Source organism: Vibrio stylophorae (genome assembly GCF_921293875.1).
Classification (GTDB): Bacteria; Pseudomonadota; Gammaproteobacteria; order Enterobacterales; family Vibrionaceae; genus Vibrio_A; species Vibrio_A stylophorae.
The window spans coordinates 378,850-394,116 of sequence record NZ_CAKLDI010000002.1 but is presented as its reverse complement, the minus strand read 5'-3'; the positions used below and the strand labels follow the sequence as shown (position 1 = coordinate 394,116).

The 15,267-nt window shown below is 49.0% G+C and carries 13 protein-coding genes; 10 read left to right on the top strand and 3 right to left on the bottom strand.

Going from position 1 to position 15,267, the window contains the following annotated elements; translation table 11 throughout:
• Positions 1–99: 99 nt before the first annotated feature.
• The 4 genes from L9P36_RS15445 to L9P36_RS15430 all read left to right on the top strand — a co-directional run bounded on the left by L9P36_RS15445 (position 100) and on the right by L9P36_RS15430 (position 3,865).
• Positions 100–597, top strand: coding sequence for a MarR family winged helix-turn-helix transcriptional regulator (locus L9P36_RS15445; RefSeq protein WP_237468505.1), 498 nt, complete (start codon positions 100–102; stop codon positions 595–597).
• A 612-nt stretch (positions 598–1,209) separates the two neighbouring features.
• Positions 1,210–1,473, top strand: coding sequence for a DUF4212 domain-containing protein (locus tag L9P36_RS15440; RefSeq protein WP_237468503.1), 264 nt, complete (start codon positions 1,210–1,212; stop codon positions 1,471–1,473).
• 12 nt (positions 1,474–1,485) lie between these two features.
• Positions 1,486–3,213: a sodium:solute symporter family protein gene (locus L9P36_RS15435; RefSeq protein ID WP_237468501.1), complete on the top strand. Its 1,728-nt coding sequence runs from the start codon at positions 1,486–1,488 to the stop codon at positions 3,211–3,213.
• Between the two features lie 169 nt (positions 3,214–3,382).
• On the top strand, positions 3,383–3,865 hold the full coding sequence (locus tag L9P36_RS15430; protein ID WP_237468499.1) for a hypothetical protein: 483 nt from the start codon (positions 3,383–3,385) through the stop codon (positions 3,863–3,865).
• Between the two features lie 176 nt (positions 3,866–4,041).
• On the opposite strand, the gene L9P36_RS15425 is transcribed toward L9P36_RS15430, so the two are convergent.
• The 3 genes from L9P36_RS15425 to ectA are packed head-to-tail and all read right to left on the bottom strand — an operon-like array spanning position 4,042 to position 6,295.
• Positions 4,042–4,428, bottom strand: coding sequence for an ectoine synthase (locus L9P36_RS15425; protein WP_237468498.1), 387 nt, complete (start codon positions 4,426–4,428; stop codon positions 4,042–4,044).
• Positions 4,429–4,463: 35 nt separating this feature from the next.
• Positions 4,464–5,738 carry a diaminobutyrate--2-oxoglutarate transaminase gene (gene ectB, locus L9P36_RS15420; RefSeq protein WP_237468496.1) on the bottom strand — a complete coding sequence of 425 codons (1,275 nt, stop codon included), beginning with the start codon at positions 5,736–5,738 and terminating at the stop codon, positions 4,464–4,466.
• A gap of 11 nt (positions 5,739–5,749) precedes the next feature.
• Complete coding sequence (ectA, locus tag L9P36_RS15415) at positions 5,750–6,295, bottom strand: diaminobutyrate acetyltransferase (RefSeq protein ID WP_237468494.1); 546 nt, start codon at positions 6,293–6,295, stop codon at positions 5,750–5,752.
• A gap of 382 nt (positions 6,296–6,677) precedes the next feature.
• Here ectA and L9P36_RS15410 point away from each other — a divergent pair, with 382 nt between their 5' ends.
• The 6 genes from L9P36_RS15410 to L9P36_RS15385 all read left to right on the top strand — a co-directional run bounded on the left by L9P36_RS15410 (position 6,678) and on the right by L9P36_RS15385 (position 15,266).
• Entirely contained in the window at positions 6,678–7,151 is a 474-nt protein-coding gene (locus L9P36_RS15410) for a hypothetical protein (protein ID WP_237468492.1), read from the top strand.
• 92 nt (positions 7,152–7,243) lie between these two features.
• Positions 7,244–8,713 carry a TolC family protein gene (locus L9P36_RS15405; RefSeq protein ID WP_237468491.1) on the top strand — a complete coding sequence of 490 codons (1,470 nt, stop codon included), beginning with the start codon at positions 7,244–7,246 and terminating at the stop codon, positions 8,711–8,713.
• Positions 8,694–10,466 carry an efflux RND transporter periplasmic adaptor subunit gene (locus L9P36_RS15400; RefSeq protein WP_237468488.1) on the top strand — a complete coding sequence of 591 codons (1,773 nt, stop codon included), beginning with the start codon at positions 8,694–8,696 and terminating at the stop codon, positions 10,464–10,466. The genes L9P36_RS15405 and L9P36_RS15400 overlap by 20 nt, the downstream gene beginning before the upstream one ends.
• Complete coding sequence (locus tag L9P36_RS15395) at positions 10,463–13,588, top strand: efflux RND transporter permease subunit (RefSeq protein ID WP_237468486.1); 3,126 nt, start codon at positions 10,463–10,465, stop codon at positions 13,586–13,588. Before L9P36_RS15400 ends, L9P36_RS15395 begins: the two co-directional genes overlap by 4 nt.
• Before the next feature lie 143 nt (positions 13,589–13,731).
• Positions 13,732–14,319, top strand: a complete 588-nt coding sequence (locus L9P36_RS15390; RefSeq protein WP_237468484.1) for a CueP family metal-binding protein — start codon at positions 13,732–13,734, stop codon at positions 14,317–14,319.
• A gap of 242 nt (positions 14,320–14,561) precedes the next feature.
• Complete coding sequence (locus L9P36_RS15385; RefSeq protein WP_237468481.1) at positions 14,562–15,266, top strand: class I SAM-dependent methyltransferase; 705 nt, start codon at positions 14,562–14,564, stop codon at positions 15,264–15,266.
• Position 15,267 lies beyond the last annotated feature (1 nt).

Below are 15,267 nucleotides of genomic sequence, written 5' to 3'. Positions count from 1 at the left end.
AAAGGCAGCCAATGGCTGCCTTTTGTCATATTTTCATCATTTTAGCTTTATGTTCACAGCTGATTCATGTAGTTTTTTCCAGTTTGCTACGGGGGGCTTATGGATATTCATGAAGAAGTACTGGTTGCGATTCGCCAAATTATTCGCGCCATTGATTTACACTCTCGACAGCTCAATAAAGAGTTGGGACTGACAGGTCCTCAACTGCTGATTATGCGTGCGATCCGTGACTCTGGTGAAGTAACGATTCGTCAGCTGTCGAAAAATACCAATATGAGTCAGGCAACGGCGACCACGATTATTGATCGCCTTGAAAGCCGCGGATTGGTTGAACGACAGCGTAGTTTGCTTGATAAGCGAAAAGTGCATGCCTATTTGACTGATGAGGGGCGTCGTCTACTTTCTGATGCGCCGTTACCGCTTCAACATCATTTTATTGAGCGTTTTCAAGCTTTGGAGCCTTGGGAGCAAAATTTGCTGCTCTCTTCCGTGCAGCGTATCTCCTCAATGATGAATGCAGAGCAGCTGAATGTGGCTCCATTTTTGGAAGTGGGTGCCATTGGCCATCATGAAGATGGGCAGGACGAGATTCGCTGATTACAGTAAGCATCAGCGCATTGATATTCTGGCGTTTGCGATGACTCTATAAGATAGGGCGCTTTTGCCTGAAGCGTTTTATGACAAATACGCGTTTATTAGGTTCAATAGGCGTGTTTTTTCAATCATTTTGTATTTCATCAATGACGGTTCTAATTCAAATCGTGATGATTTAATAATCCAGTACAAATTTTTTTCTCTTGATTCGTTCTCTATTTTTTCTGTCTCTGTATTTTTTATTCTGAATACAGAGACTCATCTGCAGGTGAGTCACCCATTGATTCACCCATATTTTATGCGCGCATAGTTTATCCATGCTTTTCTATTGACATGGTGCGGCGTTGCGTTCACTTAGCAAAAGCACAGTGACACGTTGTTAAAAATTGATATATCGTGATCTCAGTTGCAATTCTTGTGCTACAAAAAATCAATCTTAGTCCTATTTGCGGGAAGGATGATCGAGTCCTTTGCCCCAGTGCACGCTGCAGTTGGCTATTTGTATTGCAATTTAACTTGAAATTTTATCGCTGAAAGTGAAAAGGAGAACTTTTCTCAACGCTGCTATTTTGAATTTGGAAGCATTCTATCAATACAAATATAAAGGAGATAGCAATGGCGTTTGAAAGTCAGGAACGAGCCCACGCTTATTGGCGTAAGAACGTAAGACTGATGATCGGCTTAATGATCCTTTGGTTTATCGTCTCTTTTGGTTGCGGCATTTTATTTGTAGATGTACTCAATCAAATACAAATAGGTGGATACAAATTGGGTTTTTGGTTTGCACAGCAAGGCTCAATTTATACCTTCCTTGGGATCATTTTCTTCTACGCGTGGAAGATGCGACAAATCGACAGAGAATTTGATGTAGACGAGTAAGGAGCAGAAATCATGGATTTGAAAACGACGACTTACCTGATTGTCGGTGCCACCTTTCTGCTCTATATCGGTATTGCAATCTGGACTCGTGCTTGCTCAACCAAAGAGTTTTACGTGGCGGGCGGTGGTGTCAACCCCATTGCCAATGGGATGGCAACTGCGGCAGATTGGATGTCAGCGGCTTCGTTTATTTCAATGGCTGGTTTAATCGCGTTTATGGGTTACGGCGGCTCGGTCTTTCTGATGGGGTGGACGGGGGGCTATGTATTATTGGCTCTTTTGTTGGCGCCTTATTTGCGCAAATTTGGCAAATTTACCGTGCCTGAGTTTGTTGGCGAGCGCTTCTATTCAAACACGGCGCGTATTGTGGCGGTTATTTGCTTAATTATCGCCTCGGTCACTTATGTGATCGGTCAAATGAAAGGGGTGGGCGTCGCCTTTGGCCGCTTTCTTGAGGTCGACTATGCCACAGGCCTGCTTATTGGCATGTGTATCGTCTTTATGTACGCCGTGATGGGCGGCATGAAAGGGATCACCTATACGCAGATTGCGCAATATTGCGTGCTTATTTTTGCCTATACCATCCCTGCCATCTTTATCTCTTTGCAGTTAACGGGTCACCCCCTGCCGCAAATAGGGCTCGGGAGTACGCTTGCAGGCACCGATGTGTATCTGCTCGACAGGCTTGATCAAGTGGTGACTGAGCTTGGTTTTAGCGAATACACCACGCAAGTGCGTGGCGACACCCTCAATATGTTTGTCTACACCTTGTCGCTGATGATTGGTACTGCGGGTTTACCCCATGTCATCATTCGTTTCTTTACGGTGCCAAAGGTGCGAGATGCGCGCACGTCAGCAGGTTGGGCATTGCTATTTATCGCGATTCTATACACAACCGCCCCCGCAGTGTCTGCCATGGCGCGTCTTAATTTAATGGATACAGTGAATCCCGCGCCGAGTCAGCACCTTGCTTATGATGAACGACCTGAATGGTTTAAAAACTGGGAAAAAACAGGCTTGCTCGGCTTTGAGGATAAAAACAGCGATGGATATATTGAATACACATCCAATCCTGCGACCAATGAGCTGAAGGTTGATCGCGACATTATGGTGCTGGCAAATCCTGAGATTGCAAAACTGCCCAATTGGGTCATTGCATTGGTTGCTGCGGGAGGTCTGGCTGCGGCACTTTCAACAGCGGCAGGTTTGTTGCTGGCGATCTCTTCTGCAATCTCTCATGATTTAATCAAAGGGGTGATCAATCCCAATATTTCTGAGAAAAAAGAGCTCTTTGCCAGTCGAATATCCATGGCTGTGGCCATTGCCGTGGCGGGGTATTTAGGGCTGAATCCGCCAGGCTTTGCCGCTGGCACGGTGGCTCTGGCCTTTGGCTTGGCTGGCTCTTCGATTTTCCCTGCATTAATGATGGGTATCTTTAGTAAAAGCATCAATAAAGAGGGTGCAATTGCAGGCATGATTGCAGGTATCGGGATCACTTTATTCTATGTGTTTCAGCACAAAGGGATTTTGTTCTTTGCTGATTGGCGATATCTAGAAAGCTGGGGTGAGAACTGGTTCTTTGGCATTGAGCCCAATGCATTTGGTGCTATTGGTGCCTTGGTGAATTTTAGTGTGGCATTTGCAGTATCAAGAGTGACGGCAGAAACACCGCAATCAGTAAAAGACTTGGTGGAAGATGTGCGTATTCCTGCCGGTGCTGGTGGCGCGGTTGAGCACTAAAATTGACTGAGCACTAGAATTGAATGAGTAAAAGAAGCCACCATAAACGCTTTCGGGTTGTTATGGTGGCTATCATTGATTGAAGTGTTGTCATCGATGATGAAATATTGACGACATAACACCGAGTTTTCGCTAGGTTGGTGAAACGGCATTGCGGCAAGGAAGTTTCATGCTTAAAAATAAACACGTCATCATTGCGCTGCTGGTCGCACCGATTCTTTCTGTTATTGCCTATTTGGCGACGGATATTGCTTTGAGTGAAAAGCCACACGCAGCAAAAGAGGGGCAAAGCTATAAACTGCTGAGCAAGTCCAATTGCCGTTATACCAGTGGCCTTTGTGATATGGAAAATGGCGAGTTTAAAATTAAATTTCGCGCCGAAAAGCTCACAGAAGATGGACTCGTACTATCACTCACATCAGTGTTTCCGCTGGACGGAATCAAACTCGCACTGGTCGATACACTTGATGCGCAAACCCAACCCACCGATATGCAGCCAAGCAGTCAAGATGGAAAACATTGGTCCGTTCAACTACCGGCGCCAGCATCTGAGAAAAGCTGGCTCCGTGTAGCCGCGCAAGCGGATGGGGTGATTTACTATGGCGATACCCAAACGGCATTTGTGACCTATCAAACCTTACTCAGTGAGTAGCAGTCTTAGAAAGTGAGGCGCGATGAAATATGGGTGGATACATCACGATCTTAATGTTCGATGAAATCTAAAATGGAGAGATAGGGGACTATCTCTCCATTTTTGTCTTTATCTGCCTTGATTGGCTTGGTGAGTTATCAATTCACCATCAAATTACGGAGCGTGAGGTGCGCATATTAATCAACAAGCGCATACACCCCATGCTCATCATGCACCTCTTGGCCAGTGATCGGGGGATTGAACACACAAGCCATCTCCATTGGCGCGTCTTGATAGGCACGTAAATAGTGCTCATCATTTTGATCGAGAATATAAAGTGTCCCTGGCTCGATAGGGTAAGTTTTACCACCCACTACTTCAATTTCGCCATAGCCCGACATGCAATAAACGGACTCTAAATGGTTTTTGTAATGGATATGGGTTTCAGTGCCCGCATAGATGGTGGTGATATGAAAGGAAAATCCCATCTTATCGTCGCGCAGTAGCATGCGAACACTTTCCCAGTTTTCACTCACCACGCGGCGCGGACTCTGCTGACACTCTTTTAATGTACGAACGATCATCTTTTACTCCTGTCCTTAACTTCAATCCTTGAAACTTAAGATGCTTTACGTGAATGGCTATTTTGCGCTTTTGCCACTTTAGCTGCTGCTTCAATGAAATGATGAATTCCTTGCTCCATCTCAGCCTCGCTAATGGTCAGCGGACAGAAAAACTTCACCACTTGTCCTTCTGGGCCTGCGGTTTCAATGATCATGCCGCGCTCAAAGCAAGCTTGGCTAATGGCTGAGGCGATATCGCCATTTTGACAGGCAATGCCCTGCATTAAGCCGCGACCTTTCAGGTTGACAAAGAGCTCTGGATGTAATTTGAGTTGTTTTTGTAGATGCTGATTGAGCTGCTTGGCACGAGCGTCAATGTGCTGGCTGAGCTCATTGGTTTGCCAGAAGAGATCCAAGGCTTTGGCCGCAGTGACAAAGGCATGGTTATTGCCACGGAAGGTGCCGTTATGCTCACCAGGCGCCCATTGGTCTAACTCAGGTTTTAAAAGCACAATTGACATAGGCAAGCCATAGCCACCAATGGACTTTGACAGCACCACGAGATCGGGTTTAATCCCTGAAGGCTCGAAACTAAAGAAGGTACCGGTTCGGCCACAGCCTGCTTGAATATCATCCACAATCAGCAGAATGTTGTGCTGGCGACAGATCTGCTCAAGACGCTTTAGCCATTCTGGCGTTGCAACATTGAGGCCGCCTTCACCTTGCACGCACTCCACAATGACCGCCGCCGGTTTATCAAGGCCACTTGAGCGATCAGAAAGCTGCGTTTCAAATAGGCTCAGCCCATCAATGCCGGCATAGCCTTGGTAAGGAATGCGGCTGACGCCTGAAAGGGGTACCCCAGCGCCGCCGCGATGGTGCTGGTTACCTGTGGCTGCGAGCGCGCCGTAGGAAACGCCATGAAAGCCATTGGTAAAGGCAACAATGTTGGCGCGGCCCGTGACTTTACGCGCGAGTTTCAGCGCAGCTTCTACTGCGTTGGTCCCCGTTGGGCCAGTAAATTGAAAACGGTAATCAAGATGGCGTGGGCGCAGGATAATTTCATCAAAACGGGCAATGAAATTGGCTTTGGCATCGGTATGCATATCAAGACCATGGGTCACACCATCAGCTGTAATGTAATCGATGAGTGCTTTTTTTAGCTCTGGGTGGTTATGGCCATAGTTCAGTGCACCGGCACCGGCAAGAAAATCGATGTAGCGTTTGCCTTGATCATCAAATAGCCAGCAGCCTTGCGCCTTGGTAAATCGCGTTGGAAAACTGTTGGCATAGGTTTGAACGTTTGATTCCTTGGCTTTAAAAATAGTCATATGAATATCCATTATTTAGCGAGGGGTACACGAAACAAAAATTCAGTCTCGTGCTGCGCTTGAAAGTGGTTCTCTTTGTCGAGAAAGATGCTGACGTGGCCTAGTTGATGCGCTTTTTCAAGTTTGCGAAACAGTGCCCATGAGGCGTCGTTATCGTCGGTGATGGTTGTTTCAATGGCTTGAATATCAGCCAATGCATCACGCGCAAGCAGCTCAGTCAGCATGCGATAGCCGATGCCAAGTCCACGTACTGTTTCGCCAACCACCACTTGCCATACAAAGAGGGTGGTGGGATCTTCCGGCTTACGATAAGCGGAAATAAATCCTGCAATTTCGCAATTTTGTTCACACACAATGCAGGTGTGGCGAAAATGATCGGCCTGCAGGAAGTTACAATATGTGGAGTTGGTATCGAGTGGTGGTGAGTGAGCGATGAGTTGATGGATCGCGAGACCATCCTCTTTTTTGGGTTGTCGAAAACTGATTGATTGCGGATCTTTTTGTAAAATATCCGAGTAATGTTGCCACGGTGCAGCGGCGATCAAATTATCTCTCATATTTCGTGTTCAAATTAAAAATGAGCGCAAAGTGTACGCATAGCTTTGTGCGTAAATCTAATTTCATTGGAAAATAAGAGATGCATCTCGCAATTGGGCGTGTAATAACGATGTAAATTTGATCTTTCGTGGTAAATGAGCTTATAGCAGAAAAGATTATAGCTGTAATGATTGACTGCCGTTTTATAGCAGAGCATGCCACCTTGTATCGCGCGCTGAATGGTTTGATACGCAGGTTTGATACGGCAGTTACACCAATGCTGTCTTCACATGAATTCTTCTATGCGTTGCTCGCATTAGCGGTTAAATCATAAGTTTCAAAACACCAACAATCATTTCACATCTTGACCTTACCCTAGGGGAAAGCTTTAGAATCACCACGATGTATTCTCATTCGCGCCGACAGCAGGTTTGGCAACCTGCAGCCTATTTTTTACTGCTTTGCTTTACCGTAATGGTTTTGCTGGCAGCGCCTGTTCGCGCGCAATCAATGCTGTTTCCTACCAATCAGGTCAGTGCGCAAAATAGTGTTGAAGAGAAAACGCACGCATCTTCCGCAATGCACCATGGCCACGCATCAAATGTCGTTATGGAAAAGATGGCCCACAGTGCCGATAGCAGCTGCGTTGAAATGAGTGATTGTGAGTCGATGCTTGATGACAGCAGCAATATGCATTGTCACCAACATGATGGTGGTGCCAGCTGCTGCATGAAACCTGGTTGTAGCGCCATGTCGCTATTGCTAGCTGCAACTTGGCAGCCATTAACGCGCCATAGCCAAACCCTGCCTGTAATTGAAACTAATCCAGCCCCTTATCATTTTCAAGAACCACATTTCCGCCCTCCAATAGCCTAGCTATTTTTAAATTTAAGCATTTGAAATGCTGTTACTGCTCGCGGGTTTCATCGCGCGAGCTGTATTCAATTTAAATTTAGATGAGGCAACTTATGCAACGGAATGTCTTGCATGTATTGCACGTAAATGGCTTTAAAACAGGTCCAAGAACTGGCGTCTGTTTGTCATTTCAAACACTGACTCAGCTTTGTATGGGGCTTGGCTTGTTCATCCTATGGATGGCGTACAGTCCGGCTGCAATGGCACAGTCACAACAGATTTCAACCACGCAAACGCTCTCTTTTGCATCTCTACTGGCAAAGGCGCAGCAACAAGATCCCGAGCAGCAGCGTTTGAGCCATTTGGGCCAAGCGCAGCAAGCGGATGCATTGAGTCAAACGGGTTGGCTTAATCCGAAAGTGAAAGTCGGGGTTGGCGGCTTGCCGACCGACAGCTTTGCCCTAGACCAAGATATGATGACCAATCTTTCTGTGGGGATTATGCAGCCCTTTAACCGAGGCGATAGCGCAGAGATTGCAAAGCAGCGCAGCGATATTGCTCAGCTGCAAACCGTGCAACAACTATCACTTCGCCGTTTGATGCTGCAACAGCAATTGGGACAGCTTTGGGTCGAGTGGGTGTATCGCAGCAAGCTTGATCAGCTTTTGCAAAGGCAAAAGCAGCTTTTAAGCCAGCGTGTACGTGATGCCAAACGCAATTACGAACTGGGCCGAGCAGAGGCCGAAGCGCTTGCCGCCAGCGAATTAGCTTTGAGTCAAACCAAACAGTTGCAACTGAGTAATGCGCAAATGAAAGCGCAGATCTGGGCGCAGCTGAGCCAATTTGTACCGCATCTTGCAGCGCAGGATTCCGCTGATATGACATTGAGCTACCCCGATTGGCAGCAGCTAACATTGCGGTTGGTTGATTTACCTGAATCCGTGGATGAACAGCTCGCGACCTTAATGCCACTATGGCAGCAGCACCCCATGTTAGGGCAAAGTGCGGAGCAAATTGCACTGGCGCAAAATCAAGTGGCCATGGCGCAAACAGCCTTGGATCCACAATTTGCCGTAGAGCTGATGTATGCCAATCGGCAAGCCAAAACCATGTCTGGTGAGCGCGCACCCGATTTGATGAGTGTGGCGCTGACCATGGATATGCCACTTTTTGACCAAACGAGACAGGATCAAGGTGTGGTATCGGCCAAAGCCAAGCTGGCGGCGGCCAAGGCACAGCGCGATCTTATTGGTCGTCAAGTCCAAGCGCAGCTGCAAAGTGCGCTCAGTCAGCGTCAATATCTGCAGCTTCGTCTCAAGCAATTTCATCAGCAGTTACTGCGTGACAGCCAAGCCCAGCGCCGCGCCATTGCGCGCGGTTATGAAGCCGATCGCAACACGCTGATGGAACTCATCCAAGCTGAGTTGGCCTTCAATCAGCAGCAGCAAGCCGCGCTGCGCCTCACCGCAGATTTAGCGCTGCAACAAAACCAATTGGCCTATCTCTTAGGCTTTGATCTTGATCGCGCAAGCCTTGCGCCGCGTCATGCACAGGAGGCTCGTGATGAAGCCCACGCAGAATAAAAATAGTTTCTCTAAAAATAAATTGGCATTGATCATCGCAGGTACGCTGAGTGTGGGTGTGCTATTGGGTTGGCAAATTCAGAGTATGAGTGGCCATGGCGGCATGCATGCCAATGGCGCGCAAAGTGATACGGACAAACAGCCGCTTTATTGGGTCGCGCCCATGGATGCTAGTTATCGCCGAGATGGTCCGGGTAAATCGCCTATGGGCATGGATTTAGTGCCAGTTTATGAAGAATCTGGCGCAAGTGCTGATCCCGCTGGCACAGTGCGAATTGACCCGAGCGTGGTACAAAACCTTGGGGTGAGAACCGTCGCTGTGTCGCAAGGGCCGCTTGAGCAATCCATCAATAGTCTTGGCGTCATTGAGTTTAACCCTGAGCTGCAATGGCAAGTGAACTTGCGTGTCAGTGGTTGGGTTGACGCATTGAAAGTCAATCGTGTAGGTGAGCGGGTGAAAAAAGGTGCGCCGCTTTTTGCTTTGTATTCACCACAATGGGTCAAGGCGCAGCAAGAGTATTTGGATGCATTGTCTGATGGTCGCCGTCATATGATTCAAGCGGCTTACAATCGACTGATTGCCTTGGGCGTGGATGTAGAAAGTATCGCGCAACTTAAAAAAGAGCGGCAGGTTTCGCGCAGCTTGTGGGTTCGTGCGCCCGCCGATGGCGTGATTGGCGATCTTGCGATTGTCGAAGGGGCTTATGTTGCGCCGCAGCAGATGCTACTGCGAGCTGGCAGCCTCAATACCGTTTGGGTGCAAGCAGAAGTGTTTGAACAGCAAGGTTACCTGATTCAAACCGGCGATCCAGTGACCATGCGTGTTCCTGCGCTGCCCGGACAGCGCTGGCAAGGTCGTGTGGATTATCGCTATCCCGTGGTCGATGGAAAAACCCGCGCGCAAACCCTGCGTTTGGTATTTGAAAATCCAGACCAAACATTGCTACCCAATATGTATGCTGCGCTTGAAATTAAGCCCGCTGGTGAAGCCAATATGCTGCGCGTTCCAAGACAGGCGGTGATTGAAGATGGTCATATGAGCCGCGTGGTTTTGGCGCTGGGCGATGGAAAGTATCGCAGCGTGCGCATCGAAAAAGCAGGGGAGAGCCAAGATTGGGTCGGCGTGAAGCAAGGGCTGACCTTGGGTCAGCAAGTGGTGACCTCTGCGCAATTTTTGCTTGATTCTGAGTCCAGTAAAAGTGCCGATTTTAGCCGCATTGAAGGCGCGCCTGATCGCCAATGGGTCACTGGCAGCGTCTCTGCTGCAACAGACTCACCGCAGCAATGGATCTTAAGTCATGGCCCTGTGAGTGCATGGCAATGGCCTGCTATGGTGATGCCTTTTACTGTGGCAGATGGCGTGGATACCAGCGTGCTGAAAGTGGGGATGCCCATTCGTTTTGCCATTGAAAAACAGGGCGATGATTATTGGATTGCTGAATTTGATTGGCAGTATCAAGGCGCTGAGAAACAAACCACAATGTCTTCAGACGGTATGAACCATGACAATATGGATCACTCACAAATGGACCATGCGCAGATGGGGCATGCTCAGACGGAACAAGACGAGATGGACCACAGCCAAATGGGCCGTTCACAAATGAACCATGCACAGATGGATCATGCTCAGATGGAACAAGGCGAGATGGACCACAGCCAAATGGAACACTCGCAAATGAATAATTCACAGATGGATCATTCTCAAATGGATCATGGCGAGATGAATCATTCAGCGCATGAGGTGACACCATGATTGCCGCTGTTATTCGTTGGTCGCTGAAAAACCGACTCCTTGTTCTTCTCACATCGATGATGCTGGCGTTTGCTGGGATTTATGCGGTGAAAAGCACGCCCGTGGATGCCATTCCTGATCTTTCTGATGTACAGGTGATCATCAAAACCAGCTATCCCGGACAAGCGCCGCAGGTGGTGGAAGATCAGGTGACCTATCCACTCACCACGGCGATGTTGGCTGTACCGGGCGCAACCTCAGTGCGCGGCTACTCCTTTTTTGGCGACTCCTACGTCTATGTTCTGTTTGATGACAGTACAGACCTTTATTGGGCGCGTAGCCGTGTGTTGGAGTATTTGAGCCAAGTGGCGCCTAAACTTCCCGCGCAGGCCAAGCCCACACTGGGGCCAGATGCCACTGGGGTGGGCTGGGTGCTCAGTTATGCGCTGGTGGACCGCAGTGGCCAGCACGATCTCAGTGAGCTTCGCACCCTTCAAGACTGGTTTTTGAAATATGAGCTGCAAGCTGTCCCAGGGGTCTCTGAAGTGGCAACCGTGGGCGGCATGGTCAAGCAATATCAGGTAGAGATTGACCCAAATAAACTGCGCGCCTATGGACTGACCTTGGCGCAAGTGAAAAATGCCATCGCCAAGGGCAATGAAGAAACTGGCGCGTCGGTGATTGAGCAGGGCGAAGCCGAGATGATGGTGCAAAGCAAAGGCTATCTGCGCGGCGAGCAGCAGCTTGCGAAATTACCACTACGCGTGACCGAGCAAGGCACGCCGCTGATGCTTGGTGATGTGGCGAGTATTGTTCAAGGTCCGCAAATGCGCCGCGGGGTCTCAGAGCTAAATGGCGAAGGCGAAGCCGTGGCGGGCGTCATTGTGATGCGCTCGGGTGAAAACGCGCAGCAGGTGATTGCAGCGGTGAAAGCGCGACTTGCGACCTTAGAAAAAAGTTTGCCGCAAGGTGTTGAAGTGGTGATCACCTATGACCGCACTAACTTGATTGATGCTGCGGTGGAGAACCTCAATCACACGCTCGTTAAAGAGTTTATTGTGGTGGTTTTGGTTTGCGCGCTGTTTTTGTTCCATTTGCGCTCTTCACTGGTGATCCTCTTTAGCTTGCCGCTGGGCATTTTAGTGGCTTTCTTGTTGATGCGCTGGCAAGGGATCAACGCCAACATCATGTCCTTGGGCGGTATTGGTATCGCCATTGGGGCCATGGTGGATGGCGCTATCGTGATGATTGAAAACGTGCACAAGCATGCAGAGCGAACGCCGCTAACTGATAAAAATCGTTGGCAGGTCATTAGCAAAGCTGCGCAGGAAGTGGGCTCGCCGCTCTTTTTCTCACTGCTGATTATTACCTTGAGTTTTGTGCCCGTGTTTGCGCTGCAAGGCCAAGAGGGCAAGATGTTTGCGCCGCTTGCATTCACTAAATCCTACGCCATGGCGGCAGCTGCCGGACTTGCGGTCACGCTGGTGCCTGTGCTCATGGGGTATTTCATTCGCGGTCATATTGTTGCTGAGTCGAAAAACCCCATTACCCGCGTACTTACTGCCGCTTATCGTCCATTTTTGGCGATGAGTATGGGCGCGCCTAAAACGGTGATGCTCATTGCGCTTTTAGTGCTGGGCTCGGCTTATTACCCATGGAGCAAGATGGGCAGTGAGTTTATTCCGCCGCTGGATGAGGGCGATCTCATGTATATGCCATCGACCTACCCGGGTATCTCCATTGGTAAAGCGCGGGAGCTTTTACAGCAAACCAACAAGCTGATTAAAACCCTGCCTGAGGTGAAAACGGTATGGGGCAAGGTGGGGCGCGCTGAAACTGCGACGGATCCTGCGCCGCTCACCATGATTGAAACCTTTATTCAATTTAAGCCGCGCAGTGAATGGCGCGATGGGATGACGCCAGAGAAAGTTCGGCAAGAACTTGATCGCATCGTCAAAGTGCCAGGCGTCAGTAATGCTTGGGTGATGCCGATTAAAACGCGCATCGATATGCTTTCTACTGGTATCAAAACCCCAGTTGGCATTAAAATCGCCGGCCCGAATTTAGCCACCATTGAAAGCATCGGCGCAGAGCTTGAACGTCTGCTGCCTCAGGTTCAGGGAACCACGTCAGTTTATGCTGAGCGTGTTGCCGGTGGTCGCTATATCACAGTGGATATTGACCGCGTCAAAGCTGCGCAATACGGCCTGTCGGTTGCGGATATTCAAGCGGTGATGCGCACTGCGGTAGGCGGGATGTCGGTCGCCGAAACCGTGGAAGGCCTTGAGCGTTATCCGATCGCCATTCGTTACCCGCAGCGTTATCGTGACTCCATTGTAGCGCTGCAAAATCTGCCTATCGTGACGGGCTCTGGCGCTGTGGTGGCATTATCAGAAGTGGCAAATGTGCATTATCAAGCGGGGCCACCGATGATTAAAACCGAAAATGCGCGCCCCAATGGTTGGGTCTATATCGATATCGAAGGGCGCGATCTCGGCAGTTATGTTGAAGATGCACAAGCCTATGTGGCTGAACACCTTACGCTTCCTGCGGGCTACTCACTGAATTGGTCTGGCCAATATGAGTATATGCAACGAGCGATGGACAAACTGACGGTGGTGATCCCAGTCACGGTGGCGATTATTTTCGTGTTGCTCTATCTCAGCTTTGGCCGTTTAAGCGAAGTGGTGGTCATTCTCGCTACCTTGCCACTGGCGCTGGTGGGTGGTTTATGGCTGCTTTACTGGCTTGGCTATAACCTCTCTATTGCCGTGGGAGTGGGTTTTATCGCTTTAGCTGGGGTCGCGGTAGAAACCGGCATCATCATGCTGGTGTATCTCAATAGCGCATGGCAACAGCAGCGCGACCAAGCGCAAAGTGAAGGACGTCGTTTGGCGCTTTCTGATCTGCAACACGCCATTGAAATCGGTGCAGGGCAGCGGATCCGTCCGGTGATGATGACGGTGCTCACCGTGGTGATTGGTCTGATCCCAATCATGCTTGGCTCGGGCACTGGGGCTGAGGTGATGCAGCGAATCGCCGCACCGATGTTAGGTGGCGCACTGTCAGCAGCCTTACTGACCTTAGTGCTTTTGCCTGCGGTGTACCAAGTCTGGCAAAAACAGCGTTTTCACCTGCATTAATTTTAATAATTCAATATCAATCAAGATGGGGCAATGGCTTGGCTGTCGCCCCAGCGTGGAATAAAGCGACAGAACTGAGTGTGAAACACACCATGAATAATCAATGTCATAGCAAAAATTCATACAACAAAAGGAAGATGATGATGAAAACAATGAAGAATAAACGCACCAAGGCGCTATTGGTGTCCTTTTTCTTGACAGCGCTTGTGCTGGTTGGTTTTGGTTATAGCCGTTATAGCAGCGCAGATGTACCTATGATGGATGCGAAAACCTTCAGCGCGCTCACCCCACAACAAGCGCTAGAGGCGTCTAAGGTGTGGCATCATACAGGTAAGGCGACGGTGAAGGTTTTGCCTGATCATATTGAAGCGCGCTTGCCCAATAATGAACGCGCTAAGATTGCACTCAATGGCGAGTTTCTATTGTCCATCGCCCCTTATATCAACAAAACGCATAATTGCACCTTTCATGTGCCAACAGGCTGCCAAGGTGAGCTCGTCGAACAACCAATGCATGTGATGGTGACGGACAAAAACACGGGTAAAGTGGTGAAAAATGAAATGGTCACCACAGGTAAAGATGGCTTTGTGGATTTATGGTTGCCACAGGGACCAAACTACGAGGTGATGTTCCATTACAACAACATGATGGCGATGGAAACGTTGCCAACACAAATGGATAGCCGTACCTGCATTACCACGATGCGTTTTAAAGCGGGAATGAGCCACTAATTGATTGAGTCGAACGCAGCGCAATTCAATTGAGAAATAAAACCGCACCAGTTGCGGTTTTTTCTCGCTATTTTTGTGCGGCTGCAGTGAATGCTCCCCATGGAATTATCGCAACCAGCTAAAGGTTGCGTTTGTTTTTTGGAGCTGCGCCCAGTGATTTTTTTCACTGACTACAAATTTGTCAGCTTTCTGATAGGGTCGCGATAAGCATTCGAGGCAATGCGCTAACCAAGGAAGGATTCATGTTTCATCGCAGCCGAGCCTATGCGACCCCAACCCAGCAAGATCAAGCACAACAATACAGTGACGTGGTCAGTGAAGCCGATATTGAGCGGATAAAAATGCGCCTAGCCGCGCTGACCAAACTGGGCTGTTTACTGGAGGTGGGCTGCGGACAAGGCACCTACACTCAAGTGGTGCTCCCCGCGACCTGTGAAGTGTATGCCACAGATATTTCTGAAGACATGGTTGCGGTCTCGCGCCAGCGTTTTGAGCAAGATGGCAAAGTGACAGTCGAAAAAGTCGATTGCTTAGCACTGCCCTATGAAGATGCCAGTATGGACAGTGTACTGATGGTCAATTTAATTCATATTATTGCCACGCCAGAGCGCGCCATCGCTGAAGCATTTCGCGTTTTAAAACCTGGCGGTCGTCTGATCATTGCCAGTTATACCGAGCATCAAATGACCTTATGGCAGCGATTTTTACTTAAACAGCGCAATCGCAAATACCAAATGAAACGCAGTATGTACCATCGCGTGATGAGTCCTGTGATAGCGCAGCAGCTGACATCGCGTGCGGGGTTTATCTCACCTTATTCAGAAATGCTCGGCTACCAAGTGAAAACGCTTTTTCATATCGCAGAAAAGCCGCAAAGCGTGCGTAAAGTAAAGCCGGTTACAGTAAAAGCGATGTCAGCACAGCCTGCTAATCCTGAACTGGCTTAAG